This window comes from Candidatus Phytoplasma rubi, from assembly GCF_026821955.1.
Lineage (GTDB): Bacteria > Bacillota_I > Bacilli_A > Acholeplasmatales > Acholeplasmataceae > Phytoplasma > Phytoplasma vitis.
The window spans coordinates 322,914-341,832 of sequence record NZ_CP114006.1 but is presented as its reverse complement, the minus strand read 5'-3'; the positions used below and the strand labels follow the sequence as shown (position 1 = coordinate 341,832).

11 protein-coding genes, 3 tRNA genes and 2 pseudogenes are annotated in these 18,919 nt (G+C 20.8%); 4 read left to right on the top strand and 12 right to left on the bottom strand.

Features of this window, described 5'->3' with window-relative positions:
* Window positions 1-175 precede the first annotated feature (175 nt).
* The 10 genes and pseudogenes from pdhA to RS022_RS01760 form a co-directional block, all read right to left on the bottom strand.
* Entirely contained in the window at window positions 176-1,267 is a 1,092-nt protein-coding gene (pdhA, locus tag RS022_RS01800; RefSeq protein ID WP_268850153.1) for a pyruvate dehydrogenase (acetyl-transferring) E1 component subunit alpha, read from the bottom strand.
* 573 nt (window positions 1,268-1,840) lie between these two features.
* Complete coding sequence (locus RS022_RS01795) at window positions 1,841-2,563, bottom strand: lysophospholipid acyltransferase family protein (protein ID WP_268850152.1); 723 nt, start codon at window positions 2,561-2,563, stop codon at window positions 1,841-1,843.
* Window positions 2,564-2,660: 97 nt separating this feature from the next.
* Window positions 2,661-3,143: a dihydrofolate reductase gene (locus RS022_RS01790; RefSeq protein ID WP_268850151.1), complete on the bottom strand. Its 483-nt coding sequence runs from the start codon at window positions 3,141-3,143 to the stop codon at window positions 2,661-2,663.
* Window positions 3,140-4,006, bottom strand: coding sequence for a thymidylate synthase (locus tag RS022_RS01785; RefSeq protein WP_268850150.1), 867 nt, complete (start codon window positions 4,004-4,006; stop codon window positions 3,140-3,142). The genes RS022_RS01790 and RS022_RS01785 overlap by 4 nt, the downstream gene beginning before the upstream one ends.
* Before the next feature lie 114 nt (window positions 4,007-4,120).
* A tRNA-Ser gene (locus tag RS022_RS01780) sits at window positions 4,121-4,209 on the bottom strand.
* 90 nt (window positions 4,210-4,299) lie between these two features.
* Window positions 4,300-5,484, bottom strand: a complete 1,185-nt coding sequence (locus RS022_RS01775) for an acetate kinase (protein ID WP_280923671.1) — start codon at window positions 5,482-5,484, stop codon at window positions 4,300-4,302.
* Between the two features lie 572 nt (window positions 5,485-6,056).
* Complete coding sequence (gene nrdF, locus RS022_RS01770) at window positions 6,057-7,103, bottom strand: class 1b ribonucleoside-diphosphate reductase subunit beta (RefSeq protein WP_268850149.1); 1,047 nt, start codon at window positions 7,101-7,103, stop codon at window positions 6,057-6,059.
* A gap of 64 nt (window positions 7,104-7,167) precedes the next feature.
* The gene (locus RS022_RS04200; RefSeq protein WP_334199456.1) at window positions 7,168-7,227 is read right to left on the bottom strand and encodes a hypothetical protein; all 60 of its coding nucleotides are present in this window, start codon (window positions 7,225-7,227) and stop codon (window positions 7,168-7,170) included.
* A gap of 143 nt (window positions 7,228-7,370) precedes the next feature.
* A pseudogene (locus RS022_RS01765) lies at window positions 7,371-8,042 on the bottom strand (recombinase RecA); the annotation flags it as partial.
* Window positions 8,043-8,196: 154 nt separating this feature from the next.
* The gene (locus tag RS022_RS01760; protein WP_268850148.1) at window positions 8,197-8,835 is read right to left on the bottom strand and encodes a CDP-alcohol phosphatidyltransferase family protein; all 639 of its coding nucleotides are present in this window, start codon (window positions 8,833-8,835) and stop codon (window positions 8,197-8,199) included.
* 2,254 nt (window positions 8,836-11,089) lie between these two features.
* Here RS022_RS01760 and RS022_RS01755 point away from each other — a divergent pair.
* From RS022_RS01755 to RS022_RS01740, 4 genes and pseudogenes are all read left to right on the top strand, one after another.
* Window positions 11,090-11,381, top strand: a pseudogene (locus RS022_RS01755) (endonuclease); the annotation flags it as partial.
* A 379-nt stretch (window positions 11,382-11,760) separates the two neighbouring features.
* Window positions 11,761-13,032: a hemolysin family protein gene (locus RS022_RS01750; RefSeq protein WP_268850147.1), complete on the top strand. Its 1,272-nt coding sequence runs from the start codon at window positions 11,761-11,763 to the stop codon at window positions 13,030-13,032.
* Window positions 13,033-13,164: 132 nt separating this feature from the next.
* Window positions 13,165-15,906 (top strand): cation-translocating P-type ATPase, encoded by a 2,742-nt coding sequence (locus RS022_RS01745; RefSeq protein ID WP_268850146.1) that lies wholly within the window; start codon window positions 13,165-13,167, stop codon window positions 15,904-15,906.
* Window positions 15,907-15,991: 85 nt separating this feature from the next.
* Window positions 15,992-16,084 (top strand) — tRNA-Ser (locus RS022_RS01740).
* A gap of 413 nt (window positions 16,085-16,497) precedes the next feature.
* Here RS022_RS01740 and RS022_RS01735 read toward each other — a convergent pair.
* Window positions 16,498-16,582: transfer RNA gene (locus RS022_RS01735), tRNA-Leu, on the bottom strand.
* 153 nt (window positions 16,583-16,735) lie between these two features.
* Complete coding sequence (gene ftsH / locus RS022_RS01730) at window positions 16,736-18,526, bottom strand: ATP-dependent zinc metalloprotease FtsH (RefSeq protein WP_420885769.1); 1,791 nt, start codon at window positions 18,524-18,526, stop codon at window positions 16,736-16,738.
* Window positions 18,527-18,919: the final 393 nt, after the last annotated feature.

Below are 18,919 nucleotides of genomic sequence, written 5' to 3'. Positions count from 1 at the left end.
CAAAAAAATATCTTAATATATAATTCTATAATTTTTTTAAATAATTTATATATCAATATCAAAGTAATTACAATTTAATTAATTATAATAATTTAATATTTTCAAAATAATTTTAAATTTAGAAATTATTATTTATGAAAATATATTTTATTAGTTAAATAATTTCTTTAAATTATTAATCTTTTTTAGTTTTTAAAAAAGATTCGTATTCTGAATATTGTTCTTTTAACTGAGAAGTCATTTCATCATAAACATGTTCGAAAATTTCAATTGGTTCTACTTTACTTCCGTAAGACATAATTTTTTCATGTACTTCGTTAACATATTTTTCTGTTTCTTTTTCTATTTCTTCTATCATGTCTTGTGTTAAAATTTTTTTATTTAAAAGATATTTTTGAAAACGAATAATCGGATCTTTTAATTTCCATTCTGCTTCTTCTTCTTTTGAGCGATATAAAATTGTATTATCATTAGTTGTATGAGCACCCATACGATAAGTTACAATTTCTAGCAAACCAGGTCCTTTTTTTTGACGAGCTCTTTCGACAAATTGCTTAACAGCGATATGAACTGCTAAAACATCGTTTCCATCTACTTGAATTCCTGGAATACCAAAAGCATAAGCTTTTTGAGCTAAAGTTTCAGAATTAGAAGCAATTTTTCTAGGAGTTGAAATAGCATATTGATTATTTTGAATAACAACTACTAAAGGAGCTTGATATACGGAAGCAAAATTTAAACCTGCATAAAATTCTTCATGTGCAGTTCCACCGTCTCCAATTGTAGCTAAGGTTACTTCGTTTTTATTTTGAATTTTACTAGCTAAAGCTAAACCTGTTCCTATATTAATACTCGAACCTATTATAATATTAACAGGTAAAATACGTTTTTTAGGATCCATTTTAGAACCTTTTTCATTACCGAACCAATAAAGATATATATTTTCTAATGGGATATCACGATATAAATATAAACCTATATCTCTAAAATAAGGAGATATCCAATCTTGTTTTTGTAATGCGGAAGCAGTTCCGACTTGTCCAGCTTCATGACCTTGATTAATAACATAAGAAAGCATTCTTCCTTGACGTTGATATTGAACAGCTTTTATATCAGAAATTCTACATAAAATCATTGTTTTATACATCTTGAGTAATTCATCTTTAGATATATTCGGTTCTAATTTTGGATTAATTACTTTACCTTCTATATCCAATATCTGTAATTTTTTCTTTTGTAAAGGATTATATAAATCAAATATTTCCATAATAAATGTCCTTTTATATATTTTTATTAATTCAATTATACATATAATTATTTTATAATATTTATTATTTAATTCCTTTTTTAAAAAAATTAAATAAATAAAAAAATCATTAAATTATAAAATTCTAAAAATGAATATAAAATATTATGCAAAATTATAAACATTTAATAAAATAATTATTCATTATATTTAATATTTATTATTTTATAATTCTCTTAATAATTATAACTTATTTTTAAATAATTATTATTTATAATGAAGAAAATAACCAATTATTGGTTTTAAAAATATAAAAATATTTTTTTAAAAAATATTTTATTTAAATAAAAAAATATTCTTATGATAAGAATCTTTTTTTAAAAATATATTATCTTTGTGATGATTATTTTTTTAATTATTTAATTTTTTTATAAGTTATAAATATATAAAAATTAATTTTTAAAAACTGATTTTTAAATTGAATAATTATATCTATTTCCGTCTTTTCATATTTTAATCCTTTATTAATAAAAAAATTAAAATATATGAAATTAAAAAATAATTTTATTTTTAATTAATTATTTTTAAAAACAATTATAAAACAGAATTAATTATTTGAGTTACTTCTCGATTTATTTCTTGGGTATTTTTATTTTTAAAATTTTCATAATTTATAAGTTTATGAATAACAACATCTACTTTTTTTCTTTTAAACCAACATTTACCTCTCATAGCGCACGCACCTTTTAAAGTGATAGGAAGAATATTAGACTGACTTTTTACAGCAATTTTAAAAGAACCATCAGAAGAACTAACAATTTTATCACTAATTTTATTTATTATTCCACCTTCATGAAAAACAACCATCGCCATATTTTTTTTAATATTATTAATCCCTTTTAAAACATTTTTAATTGTTTCTTTGTTGTTTCCTCTTATAATTTTAATACAATTAGCAGCGTTGAAGTAATAACTTAAAAGCCAACCTATTTTTCCACGATATAATTCATCTTTAGGTGTAAAAGAAATAGTTCTAGGAAAAATAGAAGCGATGATAAAAGGATCAAAATTATTTTTATGATTAGAATAAATAATTAATTTATTTTGAAGCGGAATTAAATCTTTATTATGAACAACAATTTTAATTCTAAAAAATCTTATAATTAATTTTGAAATACTAGAAATAATTTTTTGTCTAAAAGGATGATCCACACTAAATCTCTTAGATAACATCATTGCTATAAATAAAAAAAATAAAATAAAAATCCATGCTGAAATTATACTAATAAAAAAACCTAAAAATCCCCAACAAATCATATATGTACATGGGCTATTTATTAATAAAAACAAGGGAAAGATCCAAAAAAACAAAAAAAATATTATAAAAAGTAAACTAAACATACCAAAAAAATCCTTAATCTATTTTTTTAACATAAGTAACAAAAATTAATTCAGATGTTATTTTTTTATCTTGAATGAAATATTTTTTATAATCGAAACGAGGAAAAAAAGAATCACCTTTATATCTTCTTAATACATGAGTAATATACATAACTTTAGCATATTCTAAAGATTGTTTAAAAATTTGACTACCGCCTATAATCATGATATTTTCTTTAGAATCTTTATATTTTTCTAAAAAAAATTTTAAATCTGAAACCAAATTCATATTAGGAAAAAAGATAGATGAATGACTAACGACATAAACTTTTGAAAAAAGAAAAGGCTTTTCTTTATAATAACTTTTCAAAGATTTATAAGTATTTAATCCCATCAAGACATTTTGATTTATAGATTTTTTTTTAAAAAATAAAAGATCTTCTCGATAATGCCATGGTAATTTATTTCTATCTCCAATTAAAAAATTAGAATCTAAAGCGGCAATTAAACTAATCATACTGCTATTTCTGCTTTCAAAGGATCATGTGAAATATAATTTTTTAATTGAATATCTGAAAATTTAAAATCTTCTATTTTTTGAATATTAGGATTTAAAATAATTTGAGATAAAGGAAGAGGTTTTCGTTTGATTTGAATTTTAACTTGCTCTAAATGATTTTCATAAATATGTGCATCTCCTAAAGTATGAATAAATTGATGTGGTTCTAAATTAGTAACTTGTGCTACCATAATTAATAATAATGCATAAGAAGCAATATTAAAAGGGATTCCTAAAAAAACATCGCCACTCCTTTGGAATAATTGTAAAGAAAGTTTATTTTTTTCAACATAAAATTGCATTAGAACGTGACAAGGAGGTAAAACCATTTCATCTATAAAAGGAGGGTTCCAAGAATTAATAATTAAACGTCTAGAAGAAGGATTTACTTTAATCTCTTGAATAACTTTTTGTAATTGATCCACTCCTGAAAAATCCCGCCATTGTTTACCATAAACAGGTCCTAATTGACCATATTTTTCAGCGAACACTTCATCTTCTTTAATTTTTTGAACAAATTCTTCTAAATTTTCTCCTTTAAAATCAGGAGATTGAATATATTTTTTATAAGGCCATTCATTCCAAATATTAACATTATTTTGAACTAAATAACGAATATTAGTATTACCACTAATAAACCATAATAATTCATGAACAATACCTTTGAAATACATTTTTTTAGTAGTCAATAAAGGGAATCCTTTGTTTAAACAAAAAAACATTTGGTACCCAAAAATACCTTTAGTTTTAATTGATGTTCTATTTATTCTTATAATACCTTTTTTTAATATTAAAAAACATAAATCTAAATATTGATCCATATAAATATTTGTCTCTCTTTGATTTATTGAAAAGTTTTTTGTTTTTAAAAAAATATATTATATTTTAAATATTCAAAACAAATAACTTAAAAATAAACGAAAATAATTTAAATATGGCGGAAGAAAAGGGATTCGAACCCTTGCATCTAATTAGATCTACACGCTTTCCAAGCGGGCCTCTTAAACCACTTGAGTATTCTTCCTTCTCTAGTATATAAAAATATACTTTTAGAGAAAATAAAATACATAAAAATAATTTAAATAATTTTAAAAAAAATTATAAAAATAAATTTTTAATTTTTATTTTTATTTAAAGCAAAAACTTCACGAGCAATTGTTATTTCTTCGTTAGTTGGAATAATCATTACTTTTACAGAAGATTTTTCGCTAGAAATAATTTTTTCTCCTTTTGTTTTATTCAATTCAAGATCTAAATGAATATCCAAAACTTCTAATTTTTTTACTATTTCTTGACGGAAAAAATGAGAATTTTCTCCTATTCCAGCTGTAAAAATCAAAACATCTATACCTTTTAATAAAACATAATAACTTGCGATATAATCTACTATTCTTTTAATTTGAATATTCCAAGCTAAAATAGTATTTTTATCATTTTGAGATATTTTTTCTTCTAAAATTCGACAGTCATTAGAAACTTGTGAAACTCCTAACATTCCAGATTTTTTATTTAAAATATCTAAAATTTCTTTATAATTTTTATTTTCTTTTTCGGCAATAAAAGAAATAACAGTCGGATCAATATTTCCACTTCTAGTCCCCATTGGGACTCCTTCTAAAGGAGTTAAACCCATAGATGTATCGATAGATTTTCCATTTTGAATAGCTGCTAAAGAAACTCCGTTTCCCGCATGACAAATAATCATTTTCAAATCAGATTTATTTAAAATCTGTTCAGCTCTTTGTGAAACATATTTATAAGAAATTCCGTGAAAACCATATTTTCTTAATTTATATTTTTGATACCATTCATAAGGAGTAGCATATAAAAAATTTTCTTCTGGAATATTTTTATGAAAAGTAGTATCAAAAATTCCTACTTGTAATACACCAGGTAAAACTTTTTTAAATAATTTAATTCCTAAAACATTAGCAAAATTATGCAAAGGAGCTAAATCATTTAAACTTTCTATTTTAACAATATTTTCATCTGTTAAAATAACTGAATTTTTAAAAATTTCTCCACCTTGAACAATTCTATGGCCTATACCTTCTATATTTTTTAAAGAATCGATAATTTTATTTTCTATTAAAGAATCTAAAATTAATTGTATAGCTTGATGATGATCTCTAACTAATAAAAATTTTTTTATTTTTTTATCTAGAAATTCAATAGTAAAAATAGCATCATCATAACCAATTCTTTCAATTGAACCAACACAACAAATTTTTTCTTTTGGCATTGTCAATAATTTAAATTTTAAAGAAGAACTACCTGAATTAATTGAAATAATTTTCATAATAATAAAAAATCCGTTTCTGTTCTTTTATTTATTAATAATTTTAAAAAATTAAAAAAAATAATAATTATTTTAAAATAATTATTATAAAATATACATATTTATTTTAAAATAATTTACTTATTTTTAATCAAAATAAAATATTTTTAAATTTTTATTATTATTTTCTTTATTTTATTTGTTACCAAAAAACGAAAATAACCAAAATTAAAATCAAAAACCAAACTTAATTTTAATTTTTGAATTTGATTTTTTTAAATTAGATAAGTTAAAATTGTTTTTTTACGTAAAATAATTTTAATATTAAAATTTTAATTTCACTATTAAAAAACACTATTAAAAAAATTAATATTTTTTTAATTATAGAAAAAGATTGATTTTTTATTTTTTTCATCATAATTTAAAACAATTTGTAAAAAAATATTTTATTTATATTCTACGATTTTCTAAAATAAAACTTTTTTAAAATTATAATTTAAATTATAATTTGAAAACCAAATTATTTATTGAAAAATAAATAATTTAGTTTTTTTATTTTATATTATAAAATATTTTTAAAAAAATAAAAAATTTTAATTTTCATTATCAAAAATAAAGTCTTTGTCTTGAAGACTTTCAGAAATCATTTTTTGATAACCATTTCCTTTCATTGAAAAATTATCCATCGTCTTAGTTTCGGTATTTAAACCATTAAGAATAACCGGATTGATCTCTTCAAATGGAAATTTTTGTTCGAATCCCAAATTTAAAAGAGCTTTATTGGCGTTATAACGGACAAAAGCGTTTACATCATCTACTAATTTAACTTGATGATAAAGAACTGAAGTTAAATTTAATTGTTCTTGATATAATTGTTCCATAAAAGAATCCATCCATTCTTTTAAGTTTGTTTGTTGTTCGTAAGTAAAATCATAATATAAATCTTTTGCTAATCTTCCGATATAAGCTCCATGAATACTTTCGTCTCTAATAATTAAATTAATTATTTCCCCAGCTTGCATCAACAGTCCTTGGCCATAAAAAAATAAAGGATAATAAAAACCACAATAAAATAACCAAGTTTCTAAAAAAACAGAAGCAACCATTGATTTCCATTTAATTATTTTAGTTTTTTCTTCATTTAAATTAAAAGAATTAATTTTATATTTTAAAATATGTTGTTCTAATTCTTCATAAATACCAACAATATTTTTTAAAATATTTTGTAAATTTGTTTGTTTTTCGCCCCATTGAAATAAGTCATCTATTTCTTTTTTAGTTAAAAAGGTTATAAATATATTTGAATAACTTTTAGCGTGAACAGCGTTTTCCATAGCTCCCATAAAATTAAGAGTTGCTTTTTTTTGATGTTCAAAATCCAAACATGAACGTAAGATTGAAGGAATTCCAATGTCACCTTGATAAGTGTCTAAAAAAGTCAAAACTAACAAATTTCGCGAATAAATTTCTTTTTCTTGTGATGATAATTTTTGCCAAACATTAAGATCGCTTTGTAAACTGATATCTTCTGGACGCCAAAATTGACTTAAATTTTGTTCGTAAAAATATTGGGTATATTCATCTTCAATTTTATTCCAATTAGCTCCGTGAAATTTATGCAAATTATCATTTTTTTTCATTAGTTCTTTTCCTTTTATTTTTTTAAACTAAATTATAATGTTTTTTAATTTTTTGTTCTAATTCTTATGCAATTTTTTTATTTTTAATTAAGAATTTTTTAACTTTTTCTTTTCCTTGAGCAATATTTTCCTTCTGATAAGAAAACCAAGATCCTTTTTTTCAATTAAATCTAATTCGACTGCTAAATCTAATATTTCTCCTATTTTAGAAATCCCTTCTTCATAAACTATATCGAAAATAGATACTTTAAAAGGAGATAATATTTTTGATTTAACAATTTTAGAATTAGTTCTAATACCTAAAATATTATTATTTTCTTTTATAAATTCAGTTCTTCTGATATCTATTCTAATAGAAGCGAAATATTTTAAAACTTTGCCTCCTGGTGTAACCTCAGGACTTACATAAATAACACCTACTTTTTCTCCTAATTAATTAATATAAATTACTTTAGTTTTATTTTTAGATATGATCACAGATTGTTTTCTCATATCCTGTGTCCCATCATTCTAGCTTGAAGACACATAAAAAAATTTACTGATTCTCCTTTTAAACTCAGCTTCTGGAGCCAAAGCCGTTACCAAATCAACAATTATCAAACTCATTGTTTCACTTTTTATTAAAGTTTCGACAATATCTAATGCTTTTTCAACTGAATCTGGTTGAGAAATAATAAAATTATCTATATCTATTCCAATTTTATTAGCATAATTAACATCTAAAGCGTTTTCGACATCTATAAAAGCAACTATCCCACATTTTTTTTGAGCTTTGGAAGCAACATGTAACGCTAAAGTTGTTTTTCCTGAACTTTCTGGACCATAAATTTCGATAATTCTTCATTTAGGAAAACCACCTATTTCTAAAGCTATATCTAAATTTAAAGAACCTTTAGAAATAGATTGAATTTTAATAATTTGATTAGAATTCAATTTCATTACACTACCTTTACACTACCTTTACCAAAACGTTTTTCAATATCTCTTAATTTTTGTTCTAAAATATGTTTCTTTTTTTCATTTTCGTTATTCATGTTTTGACTTCTTTGACTTCCTTATATATAAATTTTATTTTGTTATTATTTATTTTGGATTAAAAATTATTTTTAATAAATTTGAAATTCTTTATTATATAAAAAAAACCCGACCAAATAATTAAAAAAATATTAATAATTAAAAAAATTTGATTAAAAAAAATCATTCTAATATTTAATATATTTTCAATTTCTTTTGATATCAACATTAAAAAAATAGAAATAAAAGTAAAGATAGTTTTTAATTTTCCCAAAAAAGAAGCAGTTATAATAGTTTTTTGTTCAAAAGCCATTAATCTTACTCCCGTTACCAAAAAATCTCTTATAATATTTATAAGTAAAACACTTAATAATAAAAGTTCAATTTCTTTATTATGGTTTTTTTCTAATAATAATGCATTTTTGATAGATAGTATATAAATATAAAAAAATGACACAATAACTAATAATTTATCAGCTATAGGATCGAAAAATTTTCCAAAAATAGTTTTTTGTTTAAATTTTTTAGCTATATATCCGTCTAAAAAATCTGTAATAGATGCTAAAATAAAAATTAAAATAAATAGGATTTTAAATGAATCTGGATCTGGATGAGTCAAAACTTTTTTTGTAACGAATAAAAAAGGTAACATAACAAAAACTAAAAAAATTCTAAAAAGGGTAATTAAATTAGCAGATGTTTTTATTAATTTTTTCATTTTTTTATCAAAATAAATCTCTTTCAAAATTGAAAATTATTTCATAAATTTAAAACCGAAATACAATACATTATTAACAAAATATTATCGAAATTATAAAAATGAAAAATTCAATATTTTATATTTAATTTTCACTTATTAAATTTAATAAATTTTAAAATAAAATATCATTTTATTAAAATAATTTTTTTTAATTATATAATATATTATATAATTTTAAAGTCATTTTTTTAATTTTTAAATTATTTAATTTACAATTAAAAGTTCTTTTACGTTATTATTTTTTATTATTTCTATATTTTTATTTTATTTATAAAATGATGTAAATAAATTTTTTTATTATTCTTTTTTATATTTTTTCTAAAAACAAAAAAAGACTAGTTTGTTTTAAATAGTCTTTTCGGTATTAAAAATTAATTTATTTACAAAAATTTATAAAAGTGTGCAAGACCATAAGCATCATTTTTTAAAATCTAACTTTAACTAAGACTCTCATTTAAGAGTCTTTTTTTTATTTAAAAAAAGTAAATAAAAAAACTTTTTATTAAACATGAAAAACTATAGATATATATAATAAAAATAATATATTTAATTTCATAATTATTATTATTAGAAAAAAAAAAAAAAAAAAATTTATGAATAATAATTTTGGTAAAAAACATTTAATAGCTATTATTATCATCGTTTGTGTAATAACTATTATATCTTTCCTTTTATTATAATTTTAACTCGTAAAGATAAACATAATATTACATCAAAATTAGAATTACCTCTTTTAAAACTAAAAAAACCAAGAAATAATTCGCGAAAATCAAAACATAGACCCTGAATCATTTAAACAAATAACAAAAATTAAACTTCCTACTTCTCCCAACCCTCATGAAGCTATTAAAAAATGGAAAAGCGAAAATATAATTAATTCATCTGCAATAACAAAAGAATCAAATTATGAATGGAAAGTAGAAAACGATAATTATAATTTAACACATAATGTCGAAACAAAAAATCATATTTATCATATAAATTGTGATTCTGATTATAAAGAAAAATTAGAATAATAGAAAAGGAAAAATCAATGTTATATCAAACCGGGTGTGTATTATTCACATTGTGAAATAGGATATAAATTTTGCTGTTATTCACAAACCGTTTATGATAAAAAAAATAATAAATTACAGTATAAATATACTAAAAGATGGCTTTTTAATTAATGGAACATTTATGATACTAATGAAAAAAGAATTTTTAACGATGTTGCGCAATCTATTAAATGACGAATTATTATTATAATACATTAAAACCGCCAGTTAAACCAGATATTACAAAATCACTTACATAAAAAAAATTAAAATCTAATTTTAAACAAGATTCTCATTCGAGATTTTGTTTTTATATGCAAATTAAATTAAAGAGATTATAATAAAAAACAAAACAAAAAAATAAAAAACGTTCAGTAATTAAAAAAATCAAAAAAGGAAAAAAATCAAATGTCAAAACATCATTTTCATAATTGTATCAAAAATGTAATTTTATTTTTATATGGTTATGAAAAACCAAGATTATTGTGTTTTTTTATGACGTTTTTTTTAATTTATGTATTATTGTTTTTAGGTAGAAGTAAAACATCAATAATAATTTTTACATTACTGATAATAACTGCATTTTTATAAAAACTTTTTAACACAATAAAAAAACCAAAAAAACTAAATTAACTTTAAAACAACAAGACTCTCATTTGAGAGTCTTTTTTTACACCAAAATTCCTCCTAAATATGACAAAAAACTATTTTATTAGAAAGGAACATAAATCATGCACGAATCTTTTTTATTTAAAAAAACAAAACATAAGGAGAAATTAAAAATGGATTCCACATTAATTTATATGCTTATTGGTAATTTATTAATCAAAATTATTTCATTACCATTTAAATTACTTGTTATTTTATGCAAATTTTATTATTTTAATTTAAAACTAACAATCAACCAACTAAAAAAGGAGTAATATTTAAATTTTATCATTATTTATCTACTGGAAAAATGAACTGTTCCGTTTTTTTAGACAATTTTAAAAATTAAAATTGTCTAAAAAAACGGAACAGTTCAAAATTTATTAATAATTATTTTATTATTTTCTCTTTATATTTATATTATTAATAAATTTTATTTTTAAATATATTTATTATATATTTAAAACAATTTATCAACTTTTTAATCATTTAATCAATTTTTTTATGTAAGAAAGAAATAAAAAAACATGCAAATAAAATTAAATCAACGCACTAAAGAATGGTATCTCACACCATCAAAAAAATTACATCAACTTCTCGAAATAATTAGAATTACTGGATTAAATCCGTTTCAATCTATTTATCAATTAATTCACGATAAACTTTTCGGAACAACATTCACATCCAATAAATATTACCGAACATGGTTTAAAAATGGAGCCAATCGCTCATAATTTTTTCATTAACAAAACCAATCTTAATTTTGAAGACACCATTTTCACTGAAGATAAGTTAAAAATCTTTTCCGCTTCATTAAATAGACGTATTTTTATAAATTTTTGTAAATAAATTCGTTTTTAATACAAAAAAAATAGTTAAAAAAACATTTACAATTTTTTATAACACGGCATATATCAACACTTAATTTTTTTATAATATTAAGAAAAATTAAGAAAACGTTTATATCGTATTTTCGAAAATAAATCAAAAATATAAAAAATTAATAATTTTAAATTATAATATTAATATGTTAAAATAATATTAGTTGTTATCTAATAGTGTATACAAAATGATATAAATATAATAGGAGATTTAGTAAATTTATAGTTTATGGAAAAAAATGATCTAGACGATTGTAATCATATAATATTTTATAATCTATTTTTTTTAAATTTAAAAAAAGAGGTTACAAAATAAAGTGATTTCGACAGTTCCCAGTGGCATTATTATTGTTTCTTTAATTTTATTAAATTCTTTTTTTTCTTCTATAGAAATAGCTTTAGTTTCTTTAAATCAAAATAAAATTGATTTAGAAGTTAAAAAAGGATCAAAAAGAGCTTTAAAAATTAAAAAATTAAAAGAAAAACCTAATTTGTTTTTATCAGTTATCCAAATAATAATTCATATTTTAACATTTTGTCAAGGGTTTTCTTTAAATCATGAAAATCATCATTATGGTATTGATATATTAGTTGTAGTAAGTTCTATTGTTTTAGGAGAATTAGTTCCTAAAAGAATTGCTTTAGCTTTTCCGCTTCAAACTGCTTATTTTTTTATTAATATTTTTAATATAATTTGTTTTTTAACAAAACCTTTTGTTTTTATTTTTAATCAAATAAGTAATTTAATTTTATTTATACTAAGAATCGATACTAGTGTTAAAAAAGATATTGTAAATGAAGATGAGTTAAGATTTTTATTAACTTCTTCTTATAAAACTGGTGTTATCAATAATAGCGAAAAAGATATGATTCAAAATGTTTTTGATTTTGATGGAACATTAGTTTCAGATATTATGAGACATAGAACAGAAATTATCGCTATTAATTCTAATATTAGTAAAAAAGATATTATAGAATTTATTTCTCGTGAAAAATATACAAGATTTCCTGTTTACGAAGAGAATCTTGATAAAATAATTGGGATTGTACATGTTAAAGATATTTTTAAAGGGTTATTAGAAGTAGATAAACAGGAAAAAAATTCTTCAAATAAAGAACAAAATTTTGATATTAAGCAATTTTTACGTAAACCTTATTTTGTTATTGAATTTCAGAATATTAGCGAATTATTTAAAGAAATGCAATTGAAACAAAATCATATTGCGATAGTTGTAGATGAATACGGAGGAACTTCTGGTATTGTAACTATAGAAGATGTTATTGAAGAAATTTTAGGTGAAATCGAAGATGAATATGATAAAAAAAATAATGAAATTTTAAAAATTTCAGATAAAGAGTACATAATAAGAGGAACGACACATTTACACGAAACAGAAGAACATTTAAAAGCTGATTTACCTATAGAAGATTATGATACTTTAAGTGGTTTTATTTTAGGACAATTAAAAAGAATGCCGGATAAAAATGAAAAAATCCAAATTTGTTATAATAATTGGCAATTCGAAGGGTTAAAATACGATGGTTTAGTAATTAACACAGTTCGTATTACTCGTATAATGGTTCAGTAATTAATAAATTATTTATATTATTTTATTATAATTAACGATAATAAATTAATTAAATATAAATTTATTATTATTAAGATTTTATATTTAATTAAATTTTTTAATAAAAATTAAAATTAGAAAGATTTAAAAAAATTGGATAAATTATTTATCCAATCCTCTTTAGAATTATTAGAAAAAGAGTTAAAAACTAATTTTAAAGAAGGATTGACACAAAAAAAAGTATATCAAAAAATTTTAGAAAATGGTTTAAATAAATTAAAAGAACCTCCTCAAAAAGGTTTTTGGAAAAAATTTTTTTATCAATTTGATGATTATTTTATTTATATTTTGTTAACAATTTGTTTAATTACTTTTTTTACAGGAATTATCGAAAATACAAAAGAAGAATTAATAGAAAGTTTTTTAATTTTAATAATTATTTTAAGCAACGCTTTTTTAGGAGTTTTATACGAACATAGTAAAGAAAATTCCTTATTTCTTATTAATAAAAACACAAAATCTTATGCTAAAGTATTAAGAGATAAAGAATTAAAATTAATTTTCAAAGAAGAAATAGTTGTTGGAGATATTATTTATTTAGAAATGGGAGATATTGTTCCTGCTGATTTAAGATTAATAAAAACTCATGATTTAAAAGTTAATGAAGCTATTTTAACGGGAGAGACTTTACCTGTTATAAAAAATAGTTGTATTATATCTAATAAATTTGTTTTAAATAATTCTCCTAATTTAGTTTTCATGGACACTAATATTGTTTCAGGAAATGCTCATGGTGTTGTTATCAAAGCAGGGACAAATACCCAAATAGGAAAAATTACACAATTAATATCTATACAAAAAAAAGAAAAAACTCCTTTAGAAAAAAATATTCAACAATTATCGAAAATCTTAAGTTTTATTATTTGTATCTTGGTCATTATTAATTTTATTTTAAATTTATTAAAAAATTTTATATTACAAGGACAAATAAATTTTACGATAATTAAACAAATTATTTTATCTTCTATGATTTTAGCTGTAGCTGTTATTCCGGAAGGTTTATTAGCTATTATAACTATTATTTTAGCTTCAGGGATAAAAAAATTAATAAAGAAAAATGTTATTGTTAAAAATTTAAAAACTTTAGAAACTTTGGGCGCTATAAATATTATTTGTACTGATAAAACAGGAACTTTAACAAGAAATCAAATGACTATCAATCAATTATATTTAAATTATGAGAAAATCAAAATTAATTCGAGTTTGATATTAGATTCAAATATAACAAAATTAGTTAATTATGGTGTTTTATGTAACAATAATTATTTTTCTTCTGAAAAAATAAATTATCCAAATAGGGAAATTTTTGTTTTTGATTCCGTCGATCAATCTTTTATAGATTTAGGTAATTTATTGAAATTAAATATTTATCAACTTGTGAAAGAAAATCCAAAAATAAAAGAATTTCCTTTTGATAATACAAAAAAATTTATGGTAACAATTCATCAAAAAGGAAATGATAAATTTTTAATAATTAAAGGAGCTGTCGAAGTTTTATTTAATTTATCTCATTTTATTCAATATAAAAATGAAATTGTTAACAAAAATAAAGAAAATATTAAAAAAATAAAAACAGATTTAGATTTAATGTCTTCAGAAGGTTATAAAGTTTTAGGAATCGCTTATGCATCGATGAATTCTTATGATTATTATTCGAATGATTTTAATTTAGAACAAATATTAGACAAAATAAAATATAAAATTATTTTTTTAGGGGCTTTAGGTATAGAAGATCCGATACGTTCTGAAATTTTACCAACTATTCAAGAATGTCAAAAAGCTTTTATCAAAATTATTATGATAACTGGAGATCATCTTAAAACAGCTGTTAAAGTTGCTTCTGATTTAAAAATTTTTAATCCTTTAAAAGATTTAGCTATTGATGGCGAATCTTTAGAACTTTTAAAAGAAGAAGAATTTAATATTAAATTATCTTCAATTAAAGTTTATGCTAGAACTACTCCTGATCAGAAATTAAAAATTATTCAATCATGGCAGAAAAAAGGCAAAATCGTAGGGATGATAGGTGATGGAGTTAATGACGCTCCAAGTATTAAAAAAGCTGATATAGGAATTTCAATGGGGATAACAGGAACTGATATTGCTAAAAACGCATCAGACATTATTTTAACTAACGATAATTTTGATACTATTAAAAATGCTATTCAAGAAGGAAGAAATATTTTTGATAATATCAAAAAAAGTATTATGTTTTTATTAAGTTGTAATATTGGTGAAATAATTCTTATATTATTAAATACTTTATTAGGACATTTGCTTTTTGATAAAAATTTTATTATTTTAAACACTTTGCAGATACTTTGGATTAATTTAGTTACTGATTCTTTAGTGGCTATTTCTTTAGGTTTAGAACATCCTGAAACAGATATAATGCAAAGAAAGCCTCGTCTTATTCAAAATTCTTTATTAAATAATAAAATAATTAAAAAAATTTTAAGTGAAGGTATAATGATCAGTTTTTTAAGTTTTTTAGCTGCTTTTATAGGATATCAAATGCATAAAAGTAATCAACCTAGTCAATATGGGCAAACTTACGCTTTTATGGTTTTATCATTATCTCAATTAATTCATGTTTTTAATTTTAGAAGTTTTAATAAATCTATTTTCAGCTTAAAACCTAATTTTTATTTAAGAATTTGTTTTGTTATTAGTTTGTTTTTACAAATGAATATTTTAATAATTCCTTTTTTAAGAAGTAATTTTCAAATATCTCCTTTTTTATCTCATAAAGATATTATAATTATTTTTTTATTCTCTATGATGCCTTTAATTATTATAGAATTAAAGAAAAAAATTATTAATAAACTTAAATAAAAAGTAATAATTTTTAAATTATTACTTTTTATTTAAATATTGTGAATATTTATATTATAATTTAATAGTATCTTATTTATATAAGGGAGTAGTACTCAAGTAGGCTATAAGAGGCGTCCCTGCTAAGGACGTAGTCCAAATTTTTGGTGCAAGGGTTCGAATCCCTTCTACTCCGCCATTTTTAAAAAATAGAAATTATGAATTGTAAAAATTAAATAATTTTAATAAATAAAAATTAAATTAAATATCAATCCTAAAAGATTTGTTATTTTTGATTATTTTTTAAGCAACCTCTTTTTAGATAATTGAAAATATATTTCTTTAAAAAAAATTAATTTTTAAATAATAAAATATTTAATTTTGTAAAAAGATTCAATTCCTTAAAATTATATACAAAATTAAATTTTTTTCTTTTATCATTAATACAAAAAAGAAATGAATAGAAAAATTAAATATTTTTTAGTTAAAATAAAAAAGTTATCTTTTAAAAGATAACTTTTTTATTTTATAATATTTAAGTATTTTTTTATTTATTTATTTAAAAAAATTAAAAATTTAAATATGATTATACTTTGCAAAAGATAATTTTTTTGGTACTGATGGTCGGACTCGAACCGACATGATTTTAAATCGTTTGATTTTGAGTCAAATGCGTATACCATTTCGCCACACCAGCCTATATAATTAAAAATATATTTATATTAAATAAAATTAAATTTATTAATATCAAGTATATTTTTATTATATCATAAAAATAAAATAATAATACAATTTAAATTTTATTTTCTAAATATTATCAATATTTTTCAATATTTTAATGAATAATTAATTAAAATAATTTATCTAATTCTTCTTTGTTAATAGTTTCTTTTTTTAATAATAAATTAGCAATTTTATTTAATAAAATTTTATTATCAGTAATAATTTTTTTAGCTTCTTGATAACATTCGTTTATTATTTTTTTAATTTCTTCATCAATTATTTTGGCATCAGAAAATTCTGTATTTTGGATAACTCCTAAAGAACTCATTCCATATTTTATGACCATAAATTTAGATATTTCGTTTGCTTTTCTTAAATCTTCGGCAGAACCAGATGAAATATCATCAAAAACTAATTCTTCAGCTACTCTACCACCTAAAAAAGAAGTAATATTAGCTAACATTCTTTTTTTAGAAGAAAAGAAAGTTTCTTTTTCAGGCAACATTAAGTTATAACCACCTGTTGAACCTCTCGGAATAATAGTTATTTTTTGTACTTTTTGAGCATGTTCTAATTTTAAACCAATGACTGCGTGTCCCGCTTCATGGTAAGCTACCATTTTTCTTTCTTCTTCATCATATTTAATTGATTTTTTAGAAGGTCCCATTAAAACTCGATCTACAGCTTCTTCTAATTCTATCATAGTAATGAATTCTTTTTTATTACGGATTGTTAAAATAGAAGCTTCGTTTACAATTACTTCTAATTGAGCTCCGCTCATTCCTGATGTTTTTTTTGCTAATTGATAAAAATCAATATTAGGAATTATTTTTTTATTTCGGGCATGAACTTTTAAAATTGCTTCTCTGGCTTTAACATCAGGAAGCCCAATTTTAAATTTGCGATCGAATCTACCTGGTCTTAATAAAGCAGGATCTAACATATCAGTTCGATTAGTAGCTCCTATAATAATTATTCCATGAGAAGAATTAAAACCATCCATTTCAGTTAATAATTGATTTAAAGTTTGATCTCTTTCAGAAGAAGAGTTTGAAATATCATTTCCTCTTTTTTTCCCTAAAATATCAATTTCATCAATAAAAATAACACAAGGAATATTTTTTTTTGCTTCTTTGAACAGTTTTCTTAATCTAGAAGCTCCTGTTCCAACGTATATTTCTACAAATTCTGAACCAGAAACAGCATAAAAAGGAACTCCTGATTCCCCAGCTAAAGCTTTAGCTAAAAGAGTTTTACCTGTACCTGGCGGGCCTTCTAATAAAATTCCTTTTGGAATGGAAGCTCCTATTGAAGAATATTTTAGTGGATTTTTTAAAAAATCAATTAATTCTTTCATTTCTTCTTTTTCTTCTTCGTTTCCAGCGACATCTTTAAAATTAAATTTTAATTTTTGTTTATTAGAAATCAAAGGATTATTTTTAAATTTGTATAATTGTAAAAGAAAATTATTTAAAATATAAAACATAAAAATAATAGAACTTAAAGATCGAAATAAAGTAAAAAATAAACTTAATATTGGAATTTTATTTATTAATAAAAATAAATAATAAAAATCTGTTTTGTATTCATATTCTTTTATATTAGGATATTGTTTAAATTTATTAATTATATTCAATGCATTAGGTTCTAACATTTTTGTTTGAAAGAATGTGTTATTTAAATCTTCAGCTTCTAATAAAAAATAATATAAATTAGTTATCGAATTTTTTCGCATTATATATTTGAATTTTCGAATTAATTGACTATTAAATTTTTCTTCCATTTTTGTTAATGATATTTCTTTTCCTTTTGGAGTCCATTGATAAATATTATTAAAAATAAATAATAAAATTAAAAAAAATAAAATTTTTTTCTTTTTTGTAATTTTAAAAATATTGAAAAAAATATTTTTGATCATTTATATTTTGTTAAATACCCTTATCTAAATGAAAATAGTTATATATTAAATTTAAAAAACAGTTATTAAAAAAAGTTAATTTTTGAATCGAAATTATTTTTTTGATAACTACTTTTAATTATAATAAGAAAAATTAATTTATTAAATTAATTTTTTAGCAAATAAATAGATATAATAATAGTTGTTATTTTTTTTAAATTTTTTTAATTTATTTTAAAAAACATTATTATTGATGAATGTTCGTTATTTTTCTATATTTATATTATATAATATTATTTGATATTTATATATTTAATTATAAATATCAAAAAAATAATTAAAATTTATTTTTTATTAAAGTTTTTATAATTTAAATTTTTTGATAAAAATAAATAATTTTAGTCAATTTCTTAA

Bases quoted from the DNA above. Each gene is read 5' to 3' on its own strand.
- RS022_RS01760 (WP_268850148.1), bottom strand. From the start codon at position 8,835: ATGAAAAAATTAATAAAAACATCTGCTAATTTAATTACCCTTTTTAGA.
- RS022_RS01790 (WP_268850151.1), bottom strand. From the start codon at position 3,143: ATGATTAGTTTAATTGCCGCTTTAGATTCTAATTTTTTAATTGGAGAT.
- ftsH (WP_420885769.1), bottom strand. From the start codon at position 18,526: ATGATCAAAAATATTTTTTTCAATATTTTTAAAATTACAAAAAAGAAA.
- nrdF (WP_268850149.1), bottom strand. From the start codon at position 7,103: ATGAAAAAAAATGATAATTTGCATAAATTTCACGGAGCTAATTGGAAT.
- RS022_RS01785 (WP_268850150.1), bottom strand. From the start codon at position 4,006: ATGGATCAATATTTAGATTTATGTTTTTTAATATTAAAAAAAGGTATT.
- RS022_RS01775 (WP_280923671.1), bottom strand. From the start codon at position 5,484: ATGAAAATTATTTCAATTAATTCAGGTAGTTCTTCTTTAAAATTTAAA.
- RS022_RS01795 (WP_268850152.1), bottom strand. From the start codon at position 2,563: ATGATTTGTTGGGGATTTTTAGGTTTTTTTATTAGTATAATTTCAGCA.
- pdhA (WP_268850153.1), bottom strand. From the start codon at position 1,267: ATGGAAATATTTGATTTATATAATCCTTTACAAAAGAAAAAATTACAG.